Below are 18,149 nucleotides of genomic sequence, written 5' to 3'. Positions count from 1 at the left end.
CCAAGCAAGACGGGCCGTGCTTTTTCCAATTTATCAAAAAAAAAAAACAAATCAACCCCCTTGCCGGGGGCAGGGCCCAGAGCCTGGGCTCCCTTCTCTGGCCTGGCCAGGGCTAACGCAATAAGCGGTGCTATTAATTAGAGGGGAACAACAAAGGGGGTATGAAACCGCCCGCAGGGTCCGGGCCTGGGGGCTCTGGCGGCGCGCAGCGTGCCTGACCAGAGCTCAGCAAAACACGGTGCTTTTAGATACTTGGGAGAGAAACATTCGGGGATGTACCAGGGGGCGGTTTTCTATGCGGACACATCCGACTAGCAGAGCGACATTGTTTAAACAATGTCGCCAAGTAGCGTAAAATCTACCCGTCAAACAAGAGGGAAAGCATCCCTGCTTCACAAATTCGGCCGGTATTTTGCGGATAAAAAACTCCCCGCGCATACATCTCGCGCGGGGATGAAAATACGGCTTATAAAAACTACTTGCTTTCGGGGGCGGACGGCTGGGGCGCGTCCACGGCGCGGTCCTGCACCTGTTCGGTAAACGTCAGGCGGTCGCGGTGGATGGGCCCGGCCAGCGCGGGAACCTCTTTGCGGATAAAATAATGCGGCTTCAGGTACGGTCTCCACCCGTCAAAACGCAGGCGGTAGATGGTTTTAAGCGGATAGAAATCCGGCGTGAACAGCGCCAGATATCCGCCCAGCCCGCCGCCGTTTAAGTATTCGGGCATTTCGGTATAGCCCACCAGGCGCGAATGAGGATACAGCGTGGCTTTTAAATGCGGCACTTTGGTAAGGGCGGCCTCCGCCTGGCGTACAGACAGCAAATCGCGCGTGGGGTCCAGGCCGTCGCCCACCATGGTTCCAGCGCGGACCTGGTCCAAATCCGGCGCTTTCAAATCTTTTAAATAGGGTACGGATTTAAGCGTCAGCACGCGCGGCGCGAGGGTTTCCAAATCAAAGGTTACTACGCGCACATTGGAAAAACTCATCGGCTCAAAGCGGCTGACGGTGGAGGTGCCGTCGTAACCCGGTTTCACCTGGCCCATAAAGCCCCCGTCCGTAAACGACATCTGGCATACGCCGCCCACTTTGTCAAAATTATTGATTTTTACCGTCAAAGAAGACGGCGTGGCGTCCTCCAGCTGCGAAAGCGGCGCCCCAGCATATTCCGCCCCGTTCATGCGCACGGCGGAACCGAACGACTGCCGGTACTGCGACACCATCACATCGGCAAACTGTTTAACCGTCAGATAATTGGAAGGTTTTCCCAGCACCAGCCAATTCTGCAGTCTGTCCAGCCACGAAGCGCGCGGCGAGGCGGTTTTGTTGACAAATTCCACGGCCGCCAAATTGCGCCGTTCGTTTTCCCAGGCAACCCACTTTTTGCTGTTAAGGAAAAACTCCGGCGTGCTGCCTTCTTTAAAAAACACGGTGGGCCGTTTTTGCGTAAAGTATTCTTTTAAGCTGACCGATTTCCCGCCGTCCAGCGGCACGGGTTTGCGCCACAGCTCGTTCACCCGCTTGCGGTCCGCCTTTAAACCCGGGCGGCGGATTTCCGCCACCAGCTCCCGCCAGTTGTGACGCAGGCCGGCGGTCATGCGCGAGTCGTTGGTATAGCGGAACCCCTGCTCAAAGCTGTAGTCGGCCATAGTGGTGGCCAAATCTTTCAGTTCCACATTATGGGTAAAGATGGAGCCGTCCTCTTCCGCCAGCTCCACAAAGCGTTTGACGTTTTCGTTAAATTTGTTTTTATAATACCCCGCGGGCAGGCGTCTCGTCCCCGCGATTAAACGCGCGTCGTACATAAAATCCGGCAGGCGGCCCGTTTCGCGGATGGGGTTTAAAATCACTTTTTCCGCCTCTTCCATAGACATATAATACAGGTATTCCATCACGTTGTTGGCCTTGGCGGCGGACATACCTTCAATGGCTTCCACCTGGTCACGCGGACGGAAATAGCCGTTTTTAAAGTATTCCAGCCAGTCGCGGATGATGCTGTCCTCATCTTTCAGACCGGAAGGATATTGTTTGCTTACCAATCCCGTGCGCGGCGTGCGCTCCAGCACGGGCACCACGGGGTTGTAGCCTTCGGCGGGAGCCTGGACAACCGATTCGGCGGGTTTGGCCGCGAACCATTTTTTAATCCGGCGGCCCCATTCCATCACGGGCAGGCCGGAATACAACGTCCCGGACGAAGCCGAAGCCGGCTCCGTGCGGGCAAAAAAACTGTATGAACGGGCGGAGGGGGCCGCTGGGCCGCCGGCAGACAAAGAAGCATTTTCCTCCGCTTGCATAGCAGCCGGCCCCTCCACCTGCAAAGACGGGGCCGCCTTCACTTCAATCGGGTTGACGGGAACCGCCGCCGTCTGCCCGGGCCGTACGCCGGACGCAGTGCGGCGTGCGGCTAACGCCAGCCAGTCGCGGGCGGCGTCAGCGGAAAAATCCAAATGGCGCACGTTTAAAACGCATACGCGCCGGACAAGATTCTCCAGCACGGCTACATCCGAAACGGCTTCCGCCCGCTCCGGCGCGGGAACGGACACGGGTACGCCGCCGGCGCGCGCAAACAAAACGGTTTGTTTTAAGGCTTCGGTGGGTTTAGCGGACGCCAGCAATTTTTCAAACGCGTCATAGGCTCTTAAAGACAGCAGCGCGCGGGACACCGCCGTAAACGCCACGGGTTCCAGCACGGTGTCTGCGGCCGCTTCGTATACGGACAGCAGAACGGGCGCGTCTTCGGCGGCCCCGTAAAAACCGATGCCGGACACGTCGGCCAACGCTTCCATCGCCCGCACGGCGGCTTGCGGCTTGGCCGCCGCCAGCTGTTTAACGGACGAAAAAGCGGCTAATTCTTTAAACGCGTCTTTCTTTTGAAGCAAATCCACCCGGTATGTTTTTAAAGCGGCGGCCGCCTGCCATTCGGTTACGGGCGCGCCGCGTTCCAGCGTAAGCGTTAAAAATTCATTCTGCAGCAGAGCGGTGCGTCCGGCGGCGGGCGGAACGGCAAAAATAGAACGCACGAGCGCGGGCGAAGAAGCCCCCTTGGCCACCTGCTCCCGCACCGATTCGGCCGGCAGCATAACGGACACCTGTTTTTGTACCTGGGACAATACGGCAGATTCCACCCGGCTCCCCTTTACCAGCGGCGCACGCACGGCGGAAACGGACGGCACGGAAACGGCCGCGCCCGAAACGCGCAGGCCCGGCGCATACCGCAGCCCCGCCGCACTTACGCGGCCGGCGGCCGGAATGGATTTTTCCGCCCCGCTGCCCAGCGCTTTAATCACCGTCCCGACGTTTTTAGCGGGCACCTGCGCCGAAGCCGCCCCGCAGATCACAAGGCCCGTCAATGCACATAAAAATTTTTTCATCCGTATCATCCTTTTGCGTAAAATTCTTTATTTTATTATGCTAAATCCCCGCTATACAAACAAGGGCCATTGGCCCTATACGCCCGGGCCAATGGTCCTATATAAAGATGGGTCCCGTTTTACAGCGCGGCCAGCTTTTCGGCCAGCGGGTTTAACGCTTCTTCGCGCACGAACTCAATGCGTCCCTCGTCCGCCGCGCGCGCCGCGGCGGGGTTTAACGGCAGGCGCACCACGGGGGACAAGTCAAACGCTTTGCCCATTTCCGCCGCACGGCCGGGACCGAAGAGTTCTATTTCTTTCCCGCAGTCCGGGCATTTTAAATAGCTCATATTCTCCACCAGCCCCAGCACGGGCACGTTCATCATTTTAGCCATTTTAACGGCTTTGCCCACAATCATCTGCACCAGTTCCTGCGGAGAAGACACAATCACAATACCGTCCACCGGCAGGGATTGGAACACCGTCAGCGTTACGTCCCCGGTGCCGGGCGGCATATCAATAAACAAATAATCCACGTCCTGCCAGATAACGTCCGTCCAAAACTGTTTGACCGTACCCGTAATCAGCGCGCCGCGCCAGATGACGGGGTCCGTCTCGTTTTCCAACAGCAGGTTAAGAGACATCACCTGCACGCCGCCCTGGCTGGACACGGGGTAAATACCGTCCTGGTCGCCGGTGGCGCGTTCGTGAATGCCGAACATTTTAGGCGCGGACGGCCCGGTAATATCCGCATCCAGCACGCCGCAGGAATACCCGCGCCGCGTCATTTCCGCAGCCAAAAGGCCCGTTACGAAAGATTTTCCCACCCCGCCTTTTCCGCTCACTACGCCGATGACGTGTTGAATGCGGCTTCTCAAATGCGGTTTGTCTTTGGGCATTTCGCCCGGTTTGCGGCTCGCGCAATTGGCACCGCAGGAAGAACAATCGTGCGAACAATTTTCGCTCATTTGGAACTCCTTTCAATTAAATTAAAATTTTCATCCGCCAGCCCCCACAGGGCCATTTTTCCGCCCGGCAGGAGTTTCACCGCCGCGTAGCGGGCATTTTCAAATTTCTTGCCGGTGCCTTCCTGAAAGAAATACTGCCGGGGCACCAAATACTCTTTGCCGCGCGTGCGGACGGATACCGCCTCACCACCGGGCTGACGGGACAGCACCCGATTCTCCCCCAAATACAAAACGTCTTCATCCGCTACGCCGGGCACGGTTTCAAAGTCGTAAAAAAGCGTCATATAATCGCCCAGCAAAAAAGCGCGCGGATCCCTCGGCGCGATTTTTAAATACGCCTCCGGGGCCCGTTCAATTTGGGCGTACAGGTTCCACGCCCAGCCGGCCAGAAGAGCGGACAACCCCAACGTGCAGAAAAAGAAAATTTTACCGCGCATATTGTTTCCCCCCTCTTTTAAGCGCAAAATACGCCGCCAGCGCCGCCAGGCCGGACACCGCCAGCATGCCCGATTTGTACAACAGCGAACCGTCCAAATCGTAATACAGCATAAAGAGCGCGCACGCGAACCACGCGCTTCCCAGCCACTCCACCATGCGTTCGCGCAGGCCCCGCCCCGCGGTCATCACGCACAAGGCGGCAAACGCGCTGAGCCCCAGCATACACGCGGCCAGCGCCGTCAAAACACACCCCCACCGGCGGCCCTTGGGGGACAGACTTTTCGCCCGGCTGACGGCCCACGCCGCAAGCCCCGCGGCGGGCACCAGCGCCCATGAAAATTTATCCGCGCCGCACGCCGTCCATACGCCGCCGACGGCCAAACACGCATACGCCAGCGGACGCAGCCGTACGGAACGAACCGCAAACAGCAGCAGCCCCGCCAGGCACAGCGCCGCACCCAGCCACGCCGCCGGCTCGTCCCACCGTCCCCACAGCGAACCCGCATAGCACGCGAACAATCCCACTGCGGCGGCGGAAAAAATAAAACGGTCCGCCGGCTGTTTAAAAAACGGCCAGCCCGCAGCCGCCACGGCCGCCGCGATGCAGGCGGCAACCAGCAGCTGCGAAGAAGTGTCCCCGCTAAAATGCGGCACGCCGTAAATCAACAGCCCCTTGCCTGATACCGCAAACATAAAACCGAGCTGGGCCAAAAACGCTTCGCCCGCCGATTTGCCGCCTTCCCCCGCGCGCGCCAGCCCGTACCCGAAGGCGGCAAACAGCGCGCCGCACAGGACGGCAAACGCCGACGGAAACGCGGAGTAAAACATCAAAAACATGGTACACATCAGCGCGAGCGAACTGATAAACGCGCCCACAAACAATAATACCAGCACCGCGGGATGCACCGGGGAGGGACGTCCGTCCAGATACTGTTTGACGGCGTCGCGTTTTTCGGCCGGAAGAGACTGTAATAATTCCTGTTCGGTCATTTCGTCCTCCGCATATATTCAATTCCTTTCCAGGCGCCCGCGCCCGCCAGCGCAAATACGCACATAAATACCGGGCTTCCCCATTGATAGGCAAAAACTTCCATCCGCACCAGCCAGCAGCTGACCCACACCGCGGCGCACAGGGCGCTCACGCCCAGCACCATCGGGCTTTTAAATTTCTTTACCGCCAGCCACGCCGCCGCCAGGATAAATACGGCGCATACATAAGAAGGCGTTTGAAACGTGCGCCGCAGTGTATCGTACGCCGCGCAGGAAGTCAGGTAAAACGCGGCGGGAATAAACGCCCACGCGCGGAAATTTTCCGGCCATTTTTTAAACCAAATACACCCTTCCGCCAGCGCCCAAAACAATACGGCGGCGGAAGCCAGCGCATAGAACCCGCCGGTAAAACCGTATTTGTCTTCGGCAAACATCCCCCACGCCAAAAACGCGCCCAGCCACAGCCAGCGCACGCCCGAAATGGCGGCCAGTACGGCCATCATCACGCTCCAGGCCGCAAACCATTCGTATACGTAAGACTGAAGCTGAAACGCCTGCCCGCATACGGCGGTAAACACGCCGCACAGCACGCCGGCTCCCGCGGCAAAAATCTGCCCGGGTACGGAAGAAGGACCGTATCTCCACACGCCCGCCCCGCACAGCACCAGCCCGGCAAGCGGCAGGCCCAGTTTTAAAAGCAGGCCCATATCCGCCCAGTTATAGGCAAAAAAGCAAATCACCGCCGCCAGCAATAATACACCGCCTAACACAAGCAGCCGCCGCAGGCCCCATTCGGCCCACGGTTCGGCCGGCAGCGCGGATACGGCGCGGTCATACTGCGTACGCGAAAGCAGGTTTTCAGCCAGCAAATTATCTAAAACGGATTTATTTATCATACCCCGATTATACAAAATTCCCCCGCCCAACAAAGCCGGCGTAAAAGCTATAATATTAGTATGTCCCTGATACTTTGGCTTATTTTCCCAGCCGCTTTGCTGCTGATATGGTATATGCTGGCCCGCCTGGGGGCGCGCATCGTATTCCGCCCGCAGAAAAAACGCTGGCCGCTGAAACTGCCTTTTGAAAACCTTTCTTTCCCCGCGCCGGACGGACGGATGGTTACGGGCGTGTATCTGCCCGCCCAAAACAACCGGCCGACCCTGCTGTTTTTCCACGGGAGAGGGGGCAACGTGTCCCACTTTGAAAAGTTCGCACTCGCCTACGCGCCCAAAGGCTACGGGATTTTGATGTTTGATTACCGGGGCTTCGGCCTGTCCCAGGGCAGTCCGTCCCAAAAAACGGTGTTTGAAGACGCGCAGGCCGCCGCGCGCTATTTGATGAGCGTAAAAAAAATCCGCCCGCAGGACATCGTGCTCTACGGCCATTCGCTGGGCAACGCGCCCGCGCTGTTTACGGCGCAGCGCCTGGAAAAATTCCCTTTTAAAGCGCTGGTTTTACAAAGCCCCTTTTTAAGCGCGCCCGCCATGGCCGCCTGCCTGTGGACGCACACCTACGAACCCAATTCGCTCACTTACCGCCTTATTTCCGCGTTCGCCGCGCCGTTTTTACACCTGAACCGTTTTGACAATACGCGCCCCGCCGCGCATATCCGCCGCCTGCCCGTGCTCGTGTGCATGAGCCGCGCGGACGCCACCATCCCCTGGCGCATGAGCGCGCGGCTGGCGGATGCCGTTCCGCACGCCAAACGCTTTCTGTCTCCGTCGGGCGGACACGACGAATTCGCCTGGGCCGCCCGGGCGGCGGACGGGTTTATTAAAAACCTTCCTTAAAAAGTGTTTTTATGATACTATAATTCGTGGAGAGAAAATCCTGAACTATGCGCAAATATATTCCTACTATACTGCTGGTGGTGCTGCTGGGCGGCTGGGCGTTGTTTTTTGACCGGGTGACGGACCATTTAATTTTTGAACCGACCGACCAGGTCTACACGCTCCAACTGCCTTTTGAAGAAGTTACCTTCCCCGCCAAAAACGGGCAGAAGCTCCACGCGCTGTATCTGCCCGCCAAAGAGGACAAACCCACGATTTTATTTTTCCACGGCAACAAATACAATGTGTACAGTTTTCAGGATTTCGCCCGCCCGTACGCCGAAAAAGGCTACGGCGTTTTTCTGTTTGACTACCGGGGCTACGGCAAAAGCGAAGGCTCCCCCTCCGAAAGCCATTTGTATGAGGACGGCTCCTCGGCCCTGTTCCACCTGATGCTGAAGGAAAAAATCTTCCCGCAGGACATTGTGCTGTGGGGCTTTTCGCTGGGCAACGCCCCCGCGCTGTACGTAGCCTCCACCTACGACAAACTGCCTTTTAAAGGCGTCATCCTGCAAAGCCCGTTTACCAATATGGCCGATATGGGTTTTTATATGCTCTCGCAGCGCTACGACGGCACCGCCGCGGCCACCATTCTGCCTATTTTCTTAAAACCGCTTTTGTGGCACAAAAATTTTGACAATACCCGCCTGATCGGCCGCGTCCGCGCGCCGATGCTTATCGGGTTCTCGCGGCTGGACCGCACGATACCCTGGACGATGAGCCGCGCCCTGGCCGCCAAATCGCCCCGGGGCACCCAGCAGTTTCTCTCGCCCGCGGGCACGCATCACAGCTTTGAATGGTTTGAGTCCGAAGCGCTCCGCTTTTTGGAATCCTTAGACAACGGCGGGAAATCCTCCACGCCGGCCTCGGTAAACACCACCCCCGCCGGGAAAAGCTGAGCCGCCCGCGCCTAAAACGGCCGCCCTATCGGCAAGCCGCCCCGATTTTTTGTATAATAAGTACAGACGCCTGAGGCCCGCCACTCGCGGGCGGCGTAATTTGGAGAGGTGTGTGAGTGGTTGAAACAGCAGGTCTCGAAAACCTGTAAACCGCAAGGTTTCGAGGGTTCAAATCCCTCCCTCTCCGTGCAGCTATACAACCCCATTCCCCGACGGGAACGGGGTTTTTTGCGGCCTCTTCCGTCGGGCCAAGTTTGTAATAAATGAGCGTATTTTGTAATCAAACAGCCAATTTTGTAATAAAAAACGCTACTAAAAACGCTACTATTAACCCCGCAAAAATTTATACCAAAAGGCCCCAAAAAGGCTAGTTATTTATAAATTTTTCTTATTTTTAGATGTCCGTTTGTTCCGTACAGCTCTTACAGGCCACGCGGCACGGCAGGCCGTATTTTCGGCACACGGCCTCGCTTAAATAGCGGTCAAACTCTGCAAACGGGCATTTACCGTCCATCTTCGCATACCTCTTTAAACGCCACCAGCGCGCGCAGGTTTTGGTCGTTTAAAGCTTCAATGCCCGCGTCCCGGTAATCAAACTGAATGCGGCAAATGGCCGCGTTAGATGTCCTCACGGTCGCGCAGCCGCTTAAGACACTCATCGCGCCCCAAATCAGAATTACTCCTAATAATTTTATCCACTTTTTCACGTTCCAACTCCTCCTGTTTGACCTGTTCCAGCGCGGCAGATTTACGCGCCAATTTGGCAGACAGGGCGGCTATAACCCACACCGCCCCGGCCGATAATACCACTTTCAATAATGCGTCCCACATAATCCTCCTGCTTTGCTACAATAAATTAAATTCTTTTTTGGAGTTCAATATGACAAAATCCGCTTTAGCCGTTTTTGAAAATTTTAATATCCGCCGCCAATATGATGAAAAAACTGATACTTGGTATTTTTCCGTAGTAGATGTTATCCATGCACTCACAGAAAGCCCGCGCCCTCGCAAATATTGGAACGCCCTTAAAACCAAATTAAAAGAAGAGGGAAGCGAGTTGTCCCAAAATCTGGGACAACTGAAAATGCAAGCATCTGACGGCAAATTCTATACGACGGACGTGGCCACTCCGGAGCAGCTTTTACGCCTCATCCAATCCATCCCCAGCCCCAAAGCGGAACCTTTCAAATTGTGGCTTGCCAAAACCGGCTATGAGCGCATCCAGGAAACTGCCGACCCCTCCAAAGCCATAGACCGCGCACGCCGCCACTGGAAAGAGCAAGGGCGCCCTCAAAAATGGATACAACAGCGCATGATGGGCCAGGAAACCCGTAACAAATTAACCGATTACTGGCAGGGACACGGGGTAACCGAATCCAAAGACTTTGCCGCATTAACTAATATCATCCACCGGGAATGGGCCGGAATAACCGTTGCCCAGCATAAAAAATTAAAAGGCCTTAAAAACCAAAATCTGCGCGAACACATGAGCGAAGCGGAACTCCTTTTTACCGCCCTTGCCGAACTCTCCACCCGCCAAATAGCCGAAAAAGATGAAGCAAATGGACTGGAACAAAATAAAGAAGCCGGCAAAAAAGGCGGTAGACTCGCCAAACAGGCGCGCTTACAGTTTGAAAAGGCTACCGGGCAAAAAGTAGTTACCAAGCAAAGCTCGCTTCCCGGATTTACTCCCAAAAAAATAACGAAAAAATAACCCCGGGGGCGGCCCCATAATCCGCCCCTTATATCATTTATCCGCCTTTTTGCCGATGACAGACCCGTCCGGGTTTACCAGACTCAGCGCAGACAGAACCTTTAATATTTTTGCCCACACCGTGTCGTCTTTAGTTGTAGAGGTCAGTTTTACAACGGCGGACACCACTACCACCACACCGCCGATAATCGTCAGTACGTCGTCCCAATGTGTCGTAATCCATTCCATATTACCATTCTCCTTTTTCCATAATTTCGGACAGTTCACGAGCGCGTCCCTTTACCTGAAACGCCCAGCGGCTGTCCAGCATTTCTTTTGCAGCGGTTTTATAATCCCCCGCTTCCACGGCCGCTAGCATTTTTTTAAAGCCAACCAGCCGCGAAATGCCCATATTAAACGTCATATCTACCAGCACGTAAAACCGCGCTTCCGTCAGCTTTGGCCACCAGATAAACGCGTTTTTAACCTGCTTTGTGGCAATTTCAATATCCTGCCGCAATAGCAACTCGGCGGCCTCTATACTGATACCGTGCTCCAGGTTGTGCCCATACCCAATCGTCAGGTGCCCTGTTGGACACTTATAGGGTAGGTAAGACAGGCCTTCACTTTTGCGGATACGTGCGGCAATTTTTTCATAATCCATTATTCGCCTCCGTGGCGTTGCAAGATAAACCCTTTGATGGTTTTTACGTCGTCCAGGATAATGTCTATCTTCACGCCGCTTTCCGTCAGCCGGCGCTCGTGCTCGGCCACAGTACGCTCCAGCTTGTCTACGCGCGGCGGCAGGCCGTACATGGTAACGCACCACAACACAACGCCGCCCGCCAAACCGGCCAGCACCAGCCATTCTTTCAGCGCCGACGGAGATATTTTTTTGATGTCTTCGCTCATTGGTTAGCCTCCGGTAAATCCAGCAATACTTTCTTGTTTTCAATATCGTACGCCCCGGCTTCGTAAGCGTCGTCGTCCCAGGGGGATAACTGATGAACTACAGTACTCCCGTTTCGTGTATATACACCGCCGAAACAGATTTCTTTGCTTAAAGACAGAGTAAACAATCTACCCCCTCCAGCAATATTGAGGGCCGAACCAGTTGTTCCGGGAGCGAACGTTACTTTATTTGCTACTGTATTTTCTAAATACATAGTAGGGTAATATAGATAGTATGAATCAGGATTGCTATTAATACGCCATAAAGAAGCATTACGCATATAGATATCGTCTAATATTGAAGCAACATTTTCTGTATTAAATTTGTTGGTAACTGTATTAAACTCCCAACCAGTCAAATAGCTGCCTGTAATTTTTACGATATTCTGGGAAACACCAGCCACAAACGGCATCGGTGTCCTGTTATAATCTCTCATGTAAGTAGTGCTGTCCAAATTAAGGCTTATATTTTTTAATTTAATTTCATCCAGCACTTGGTTAGTGCTCAGGCTAAAGGCTTGAAGGAGAATATCCGTAGCAGCTAAATTGGAATCATACTGATAAGTGGTTTTAAATAATAAACCTTCTGCAGGAAGAATTGCCAATCCCCCTTTATGGGTATATTTAGGTATATTTCCGCTGAATACCATAGCAGTACCGAAGGATATTAGTTTAGAAGAGAAGTCAAGTGTTATAGGATAGGCATCTGCTTGGTAGTTATCGGCTACCATGAACATTAACGTCTGTTCTCCGATATCGTAGGCAAATCCTGAAAAAGCACCATATCCCAGCCGGACGGTTAGCGTCTGAGTGGTAGTCTCGGCCGTTAAGTCCGTAAGATTTAACCAATTAATACTGGCGACATCCGACGTGTTTTGCTGAAATATGACAGCTTTTGTACCGTCTTCGGAGATATAATAAAAATCCAATGCACTCGTGGTGCTGTATGCGATTAAGTTTTCAATTTTACCGCGTAAAGTAATTGACGGCGCAGCCAAATCAATATCAAACACAAGGGCTTGAGAAGCCGATGTTGATTTTGGGTTGAAATAAACCGCAACCGTACCCGCCGCATTTGTCCATATGCTTTTATAGGTAGCATTAGAAACAATGATGTCTTCATCAGTAGTCGTAGCGAGCTCTTCCACGGTCCCATCATCTGCTATCTGTATTAATGCAATTTTACCTGCGGTCAAGGCCAGTCCTTTATTGTTTTTGATACCGCACTGGCAGGCAATAGGCAGATTTTCACTATAGCCGGAAGATGTAATGGCCACCTTCCCGCGTAAATACTCTTTCGCCCCCACCACATCAACCGCCGCCAATTTAGTCGCCATCTGGGAGAGCGTATCGGAAGCGGTCGTATCCACGCCTTTGTCCTGCAGAGTCTGTGCCAGAATCTGCTTTCCAAGCCCAAGGTCTGCCACGATTTCCTGCACCTGGTCGGTGGACACAATTTCTGCCGCGCGGGAAGCTACCGCCCCAACAGTAGTCGTCTTGAGCTCCGTCGCCCCGGACTGGGAAACAGCCATCAAGTCCGTATCATTCAGCGTTTCCGTCGTTTGTAAATCTGTATATTGCTTTGCGTTTGCCATTTTCGTTCTCCTATAAAACAGCTTGTATATTTTTTAAATGAAGCCAATTGGAGCGGACCGTTAACTGACCGGTAGTAATTGGCGGATATTCGTCTCCGGGTACTTTTTCGTCAGCTTCTATTTTTATTTCACCAAGGCCAGCAGTTGCATTCCCATTATTGTTAAACGTCGCTTCATCTCCGAACAGTTCTAGCCATAAGTAGGCTGTTTCCACATTGTTAACTGTAATCGTATACTTCTGACCTGAAGTAAGTCCCATTCCGGTAACTTTTCCCATAAGCTCGGCTTTTGTCCCGTCAGAATAGGCGTACACGTCCCTGCAACATATTGGAGAATCGGCATAATACCAAGGTAAATAGGTACGCATTTGGTAAACATCTATCTTACGTATCCTGAGTTCCTTTCCGAAACTCCAAAAGAAAGGGAAGGCAGTGCGGACAGATGGTAATGCCCCATCATTTGAGCCGATACCTTGAAAATTTTTGTTTAAATCCTCATACGGCAGTTCTCCGGAATAAGGCTCACTTTCTGCGGGAACAAATCCGTCTGACAAGGCCCAGGGCATTCCATACACCCCAGACAGATAATAGTTATTATCCGCGTTAAAAGAGAAAGAACCGTTTTTAGAAGTAAATGTCCCTGACCGCGGAAACGCCGTTAATTGATTATTAGCGTATTGGGCACTTAAATCATCGTAGCCGGTTTCCCCGTATGCAGGGTATATGGGCTGTTGCCAGCTGACCCAGTGCGCTTCACTGTCCAGTAAAGTAAATATCGCCGCATTTACAGTAAGTCTAATCCGTATGCCGTCACTGGATAAACTTACCGCGTTCCATCCGGCAATCAGAACAGACGCCGGAACCGCCACCCACCCATCTTTCCAGCCGAACTTGAACATCAAAGTGTTATCTTCCGCCTTTATATTCACAAGGCCCGGCATATCAAGCAGAAACACCGTCCCGGCGCCGATAACGTCAGCGTGTACGGAAAACGAAAATTCAAAGGGGGCTTGTCCCACCGTTTTATTGCTGAGCGTGTCGCTTAGCAGTTGCGGCGTACTCGGCCATAACAGGGATGTGCCCGGCGCCGCCAGCAAACGCACCGAGCGGGACGCCATTAAATACGGCGTGGGGTCGGGTTTTATTAAAAGCTGTTTGGACCAGATTTTCATTTAACCCTCCATTTTTACCAAGCTGCCAACGGCCCATTTTTCCAAAATAGCGTCATATTCAAAAATAACGTTATAATTCCCGGCGGAAGAAGAGGGCTCTTCGCCCAAATACAAAGTAGTTCCCCAGTTTACCGTTACCCCCTCCGGGATTTCCAGCTGGATTAAAATTTGATTAAAATTGCTGTTGTCGGATACCGTCGGCAGTACGAAAACAGCATTCCCCGTTAGCACGCCTTTGTACATGCCTCCGGACGCAAGCGTGATATTACCGGAAGAAGCGGGCAAATTCTGTACTCCCAATTGGTTTTGTTCTTTTACGAGGGCGACGAGCTCGGCCACATCCACGGTAGCTTTATCAGGGATAGTGGTATACACCACCACGCAATAAGGATAACACACCTGCTTTCCGCGGGTTTCGGAGCCGTTATAGCGGGCACCCAACAGACCCGAATTTAAGGTAATCTCTACATTGTTAGAGTCCCAGCCGCTTCCGTCCTGGCCGCCGCCCATCCCTTCGGCCGCTCCCGTCATGGCTCCGCTAAAAGACCGTAAAATCATACTGCCTGACTTAAATTTACCGGTAATCGGGCGCATAGAGTCTAAAACGGACATACCCGTCTGCGCCAGCGTTTCCACGCCGGAAATCGGCCGGGTAATAAGCGGCAGAATTACGTCCGCACCGTCTACAGCCGGATAACCGCACTGTCCGTACTGGGACACAATGGCATTAAATTCGCTGACCGTTTTATAGGCCGTTTTGGCCAGTACATAGGCATAAAATTCCGGGTATAGCGTCTGGCAGTTTACCACCCTCTGCCCGTTGCACAACATACGCCCGGCCGGGGGCTGATTGCCAATGTTGGGCAAAAGGTCCCCCACGCTAAGCCCGATGGGCATATTTTCCAGAATAGTCTGCAAATCCGGGAAAATCGCTTTCCAGCTGGTGCCAATCACATCGGGATTCGTGTTAAAATTATCCTGGTTATTGTTCTTTTGGCTTTGCAGCGCCTGGCGGGACTCGCCGGAGGTATACCATAAAATGGCCCCCTTGGCATATCCGCCGATAGCTTGGGAAACATTTTCGTCAAACGTCGGGAGCCAGCCGTTCTGAAAAGCGAAATAAAAAGAAGAAAGCAAGTACAAAACTCCGTTAAAATCTTTCCCTTCCGGCGGACGGCCGCCTTCTTCCTTTGACTTCATTGTAATGGGCGGAAACCCCTCGGTTAAGCTGGCTCCGTTAGTGCCGGTGGAAGCCACCGGGATTTCGTTTTTCTGCCCGTTGTTTGCAAACGGCAGGGCCAAGGCTTCGGGCGCTTGTAAGTTATCCATTTTGTTATTCTCCCTATCTTAAAGATTTACGGTTATACAGTATGCCGTGGTCAAAAGTTTGCATATTGCTTCCGTCAAAGCCGAGGAACTGGTCGTCCAATACCAAAATTTCATATTTGACGCCGGCCGGCCGGGGTAAAAAGTCCACATTTTCCAGCAGAAACAGCTGTTCTTGCGTGGGTTTAAACTCAAAAATATACGATATCGTCATATCGTAATTATCCAGGCAATACACCGCCCCCTGGCTGCCAAAAAGCAGCTGTAAATAGCGGTTGGCATCGGATATGGAACCGTTGGTCGTCATTTTTAAAAACTGGCCTTTCAAAAGCAAACGATATGCCTCGGTAGACAGAATGTAAACGCTCCCGTCTTTTAACAGAATTTGGCGTTTGAAGTTTAAAATCTTACCCCAAACAGACAGGCCGAAGTCATCCGCCCGGTCCAAATTCAGCATCTTGTCCCGCCAGAAATTAAAAAATTCCGTTACGTTTTGGGAATACCAGTCCTGCTCGGCGTTAACCAGCGCCGTAAATGCTTTGGCGTTGGCATACTGCCAAATAACGCTTTGCTCCAAATCTACGGAAGTATCCGCCTGATATACGGTGCTCATTGCAATACCTCAACTGTGATATCTTCCTCTAAAATAACGGCCCGCTGGTTTATCTTCATAGGCAAATTGGCATACCCCAAATCGCCCGTTTTTAAACCCACCTGGCTATCCGTTACAAACAGTCCCGGCAGCTGGTCCGACACCGCGGCGGAAAGTTCAAACGGACTGACCGACGTTCCGATATTAAGCCCTTCCACGCCGCTCACCTGCCCGTTCTGCCAGTTTAAAACGGCGTTTTTAACGGCGCTTTGCAAATCCGAAGTGGTGCCGCTGGCATCCGTAATTTTAACGCTGACGGAAGCCTTGCAATTCACCAGTTCCGGCCGGTTGAATTTAACCTCATAGTCAACCCCGCTGACCGGGTCCGTTATACTGACGCTGGTGTCCCCCGTATAACCGCATCCGCCGGATTTTATTTTAAAAATAGCTTCTGCTACGGCCTCATCTTCGCCGCCGTCGGCTATAATACACACGCTGTGCCCGTTTACCATAACGCCTGCTATTTCCATAGCGTCTGCGTTATAGTTTTCCAGCGCCAGGTAGCCGCGTATATTGGGCACTTTGGATAAGGCCGATACATAATCTTCCAGCAGCGCCGCCCCCTGGGGAAGCTGGTCTAAGCGTTTAACCTTGAGTGAGGCGTCGCTTTCCTGTTCCGCGCCGACTTCGCCCGGAGTACCGTTGTTTAAACGCTCCAACCCCAGCGGACCGCTGACGATTTGGGTCAGTTCTCCCGCCTGGCACGCAACGGGTCCCGTTTCCTGGGCCAAAAAGTAAGCTTGCGCGCCGCCGCTGCTGCTAAGCTGAATGTTGTTTTCTAAATAAAAAATATCCCCGGCGGGTGTTTTGGCCTGTGTCGTTTTGGCTGGGATATTGGTGCCGGGCACCCCGCTAAGCTGTACCAATACGCGGGTGCGGGTGGCGGCCGTTCGGTAAGTATTGCTAAAGGCGCATAGCGCATCCAGCGGCAAACCAAACGCTTCGTTCGGGTTCATCATATTAACGGTCAGCGCGCATAACTGTAAAGTGGTGGCACGCGCCAGGGATTGTATTTCAATAAGCCGCCCCTGCGGGGTGCTTTCTTCCAGGGACAAATTGTCCCCAAGCGCCGCTTTCCATTCCGCCTGCACCGCTTCCCGCAGTGCGGCCGTATCCGGCACTATTACACCCTGGTCCGTTATAAACTGATAGGCGTTTTCTAAACTTCTTTTTTGTAAATCCTCAGCCATTTACCGTTACCTCGCTTCCGTTGGTTAGAGTTATTTGCAAGCTGTATTTAAGGGTTTTCCCCTGTTGCTGTAACGTAAAATCATTTACGCTCTGCACTTCATCCACGGACTGCGCCGTTAAACGCACCCATTGTTCAAAAGCTTCCAAATCCGGGCGGCCCGTCAGCACCGTGGCAAAATACGGAACCCCCGCCGTCTGGTTAAGCGGCAGCTCCCCGTAATTGGTCAGCACCGCGTGGCGTACGGTTTGCATGGCAGCCGCGTCCCCCCGCGCCAGGGCCAAATTGCCGGCCGCGTCCAAAAATAAATCATTATCCTGCGTGGTAGCTATGGTTATCATAAATCCTCTTTAAACCCTTGAAATCCGGCCCCTTTTTCGCTATACTATGGATAGCTGGCGTGGATAGCCTCGCTATCCAGTTTTAATAACTCTTAATAGTGGCTGGGGAGTCTTCCAGCCTGAAAGAATTGCCAAGTCCGTCGTCCGGCAATCGCTATTAAGAGTCCTTTTTTATAAAAGAAGTCAAAAGCCATTTTCTGTCTTCTTTATCATAATCCAGCCGAATAACAACTTGAGCTTTTTGTGTTTCCACATAAATACGTCCAAATCTCTCGTTTTTTCTATTTAGTTCACCTTTTTGAACGAGTGCGGGAATACTTCTGACAAAAGCTATTCCATCTGTCCCCTCTTTGTCCCGTTGTTCAATAATGTGAGCCAGACCATAACCGTAAGCGCCGCCTTCTCCGTAAACAAAATCTATGTGTCCTATGCCCTCTTTATAGATAGCCGCAGGCACATGACCTTTCTTCACTTTCAACAGGTGTTCTAAGGCCTGTTCCGGCTTGCCGCTGTATTCTTTAAACGCAGGACCAAAAAACACGTCTTCGGAAGTATTAGAACTTCCCCCCTCCGCGCTTCCTCCCACTTTACCGGGGCGGCCCGCATGGTTAAAGTTCCCGCTCCCGTCCCCGCCGTCCATGGCCGCAGCGGCCCGCGGCAGTACGCGCAATAATTCTTCAGGCAGTTTCGCCCACCCGTATTTATCCTTTATCCCGCGCACCAGTATTTCGCAATATGCCAATTTAGTCATAGCCGCC

At 53.0% G+C, this 18,149-nt stretch carries 20 protein-coding genes and 1 tRNA gene; 4 read left to right on the top strand and 17 right to left on the bottom strand.

Going from position 1 to position 18,149, the window contains the following annotated elements; all coding sequences use genetic code 11:
- Positions 1-475 precede the first annotated feature (475 nt).
- The 5 genes from ACQY36_RS03645 to ACQY36_RS03625 form a co-directional block, all read right to left on the bottom strand.
- Positions 476-3,370 (bottom strand): hypothetical protein, encoded by a 2,895-nt coding sequence (locus tag ACQY36_RS03645; RefSeq protein ID WP_428077818.1) that lies wholly within the window; start codon positions 3,368-3,370, stop codon positions 476-478.
- A gap of 119 nt (positions 3,371-3,489) precedes the next feature.
- Positions 3,490-4,317: a P-loop NTPase gene (locus ACQY36_RS03640; RefSeq protein WP_428071662.1), complete on the bottom strand. Its 828-nt coding sequence runs from the start codon at positions 4,315-4,317 to the stop codon at positions 3,490-3,492.
- Positions 4,314-4,754, bottom strand: a complete 441-nt coding sequence (locus ACQY36_RS03635; protein ID WP_428077816.1) for a GDYXXLXY domain-containing protein — start codon at positions 4,752-4,754, stop codon at positions 4,314-4,316. Before ACQY36_RS03635 ends, ACQY36_RS03640 begins: the two co-directional genes overlap by 4 nt.
- Positions 4,744-5,745 (bottom strand): DUF4401 domain-containing protein, encoded by a 1,002-nt coding sequence (locus ACQY36_RS03630; protein WP_428077814.1) that lies wholly within the window; start codon positions 5,743-5,745, stop codon positions 4,744-4,746. The genes ACQY36_RS03635 and ACQY36_RS03630 overlap by 11 nt, the downstream gene beginning before the upstream one ends.
- A complete protein-coding gene (locus ACQY36_RS03625) occupies positions 5,742-6,641 on the bottom strand; it encodes a DUF2157 domain-containing protein (protein ID WP_428077813.1) in 900 nt (299 codons plus the stop codon). Before ACQY36_RS03625 ends, ACQY36_RS03630 begins: the two co-directional genes overlap by 4 nt.
- Positions 6,642-6,701: 60 nt before the next feature.
- Between ACQY36_RS03625 and ACQY36_RS03620 the strand changes: the two genes are divergently transcribed.
- The 3 genes from ACQY36_RS03620 to ACQY36_RS03610 all read left to right on the top strand — a co-directional run bounded on the left by ACQY36_RS03620 (position 6,702) and on the right by ACQY36_RS03610 (position 8,660).
- Entirely contained in the window at positions 6,702-7,535 is an 834-nt protein-coding gene (locus ACQY36_RS03620) for an alpha/beta hydrolase (RefSeq protein ID WP_428077811.1), read from the top strand.
- Positions 7,536-7,582: 47 nt separating this feature from the next.
- Positions 7,583-8,473, top strand: coding sequence for an alpha/beta hydrolase (locus ACQY36_RS03615; RefSeq protein WP_428071671.1), 891 nt, complete (start codon positions 7,583-7,585; stop codon positions 8,471-8,473).
- 102 nt (positions 8,474-8,575) lie between these two features.
- Positions 8,576-8,660: transfer RNA gene (locus ACQY36_RS03610), tRNA-Ser, on the top strand.
- Between the two features lie 316 nt (positions 8,661-8,976).
- Here ACQY36_RS03610 and ACQY36_RS03605 read toward each other — a convergent pair.
- Both ACQY36_RS03605 and ACQY36_RS03600 read right to left on the bottom strand, forming a co-directional pair.
- Complete coding sequence (locus ACQY36_RS03605; RefSeq protein ID WP_428077809.1) at positions 8,977-9,105, bottom strand: hypothetical protein; 129 nt, start codon at positions 9,103-9,105, stop codon at positions 8,977-8,979.
- Positions 9,092-9,304 carry a hypothetical protein gene (locus ACQY36_RS03600; protein WP_428077807.1) on the bottom strand — a complete coding sequence of 71 codons (213 nt, stop codon included), beginning with the start codon at positions 9,302-9,304 and terminating at the stop codon, positions 9,092-9,094. The genes ACQY36_RS03605 and ACQY36_RS03600 overlap by 14 nt, the downstream gene beginning before the upstream one ends.
- Before the next feature lie 49 nt (positions 9,305-9,353).
- Between ACQY36_RS03600 and ACQY36_RS03595 the strand changes: the two genes are divergently transcribed.
- Positions 9,354-10,187, top strand: coding sequence for a BRO-N domain-containing protein (locus ACQY36_RS03595; protein WP_428077805.1), 834 nt, complete (start codon positions 9,354-9,356; stop codon positions 10,185-10,187).
- Positions 10,188-10,220: 33 nt separating this feature from the next.
- Here the strand turns inward: ACQY36_RS03595 and ACQY36_RS03590 are convergent, their stop codons facing one another.
- The 10 genes from ACQY36_RS03590 to ACQY36_RS03545 all read right to left on the bottom strand — a co-directional run bounded on the left by ACQY36_RS03590 (position 10,221) and on the right by ACQY36_RS03545 (position 18,142).
- Positions 10,221-10,415, bottom strand: a complete 195-nt coding sequence (locus tag ACQY36_RS03590) for a hypothetical protein (protein ID WP_428077803.1) — start codon at positions 10,413-10,415, stop codon at positions 10,221-10,223.
- Between the two features lies 1 nt (position 10,416).
- Complete coding sequence (locus ACQY36_RS03585) at positions 10,417-10,830, bottom strand: glycoside hydrolase family protein (protein WP_428077801.1); 414 nt, start codon at positions 10,828-10,830, stop codon at positions 10,417-10,419.
- Positions 10,830-11,078 (bottom strand): hypothetical protein, encoded by a 249-nt coding sequence (locus ACQY36_RS03580; protein WP_428077799.1) that lies wholly within the window; start codon positions 11,076-11,078, stop codon positions 10,830-10,832. Before ACQY36_RS03580 ends, ACQY36_RS03585 begins: the two co-directional genes overlap by 1 nt.
- Complete coding sequence (locus ACQY36_RS03575) at positions 11,075-12,712, bottom strand: hypothetical protein (protein WP_428077797.1); 1,638 nt, start codon at positions 12,710-12,712, stop codon at positions 11,075-11,077. The genes ACQY36_RS03580 and ACQY36_RS03575 overlap by 4 nt, the downstream gene beginning before the upstream one ends.
- A gap of 10 nt (positions 12,713-12,722) precedes the next feature.
- Positions 12,723-13,883 carry a hypothetical protein gene (locus ACQY36_RS03570; protein WP_428077795.1) on the bottom strand — a complete coding sequence of 387 codons (1,161 nt, stop codon included), beginning with the start codon at positions 13,881-13,883 and terminating at the stop codon, positions 12,723-12,725.
- A complete protein-coding gene (locus tag ACQY36_RS03565) occupies positions 13,884-15,212 on the bottom strand; it encodes a hypothetical protein (protein ID WP_428077793.1) in 1,329 nt (442 codons plus the stop codon).
- Between the two features lie 13 nt (positions 15,213-15,225).
- A complete protein-coding gene (locus ACQY36_RS03560; RefSeq protein ID WP_428077791.1) occupies positions 15,226-15,822 on the bottom strand; it encodes a DUF2612 domain-containing protein in 597 nt (198 codons plus the stop codon).
- A complete protein-coding gene (locus tag ACQY36_RS03555) occupies positions 15,819-17,051 on the bottom strand; it encodes a baseplate J/gp47 family protein (protein ID WP_428077790.1) in 1,233 nt (410 codons plus the stop codon). Before ACQY36_RS03555 ends, ACQY36_RS03560 begins: the two co-directional genes overlap by 4 nt.
- On the bottom strand, positions 17,044-17,391 hold the full coding sequence (locus tag ACQY36_RS03550; protein ID WP_428077788.1) for a hypothetical protein: 348 nt from the start codon (positions 17,389-17,391) through the stop codon (positions 17,044-17,046). The genes ACQY36_RS03555 and ACQY36_RS03550 overlap by 8 nt, the downstream gene beginning before the upstream one ends.
- A gap of 157 nt (positions 17,392-17,548) precedes the next feature.
- The gene (locus ACQY36_RS03545) at positions 17,549-18,142 is read right to left on the bottom strand and encodes a hypothetical protein (RefSeq protein ID WP_428077786.1); all 594 of its coding nucleotides are present in this window, start codon (positions 18,140-18,142) and stop codon (positions 17,549-17,551) included.
- Positions 18,143-18,149: the final 7 nt, after the last annotated feature.

This window comes from Candidatus Avelusimicrobium alvi, from assembly GCF_958451995.1.
Taxonomy (GTDB): Bacteria; Elusimicrobiota; Elusimicrobia; order Elusimicrobiales; family Elusimicrobiaceae; genus Avelusimicrobium; species Avelusimicrobium alvi.
This window is presented reverse-complemented; position numbering and strand designations above follow the sequence as displayed.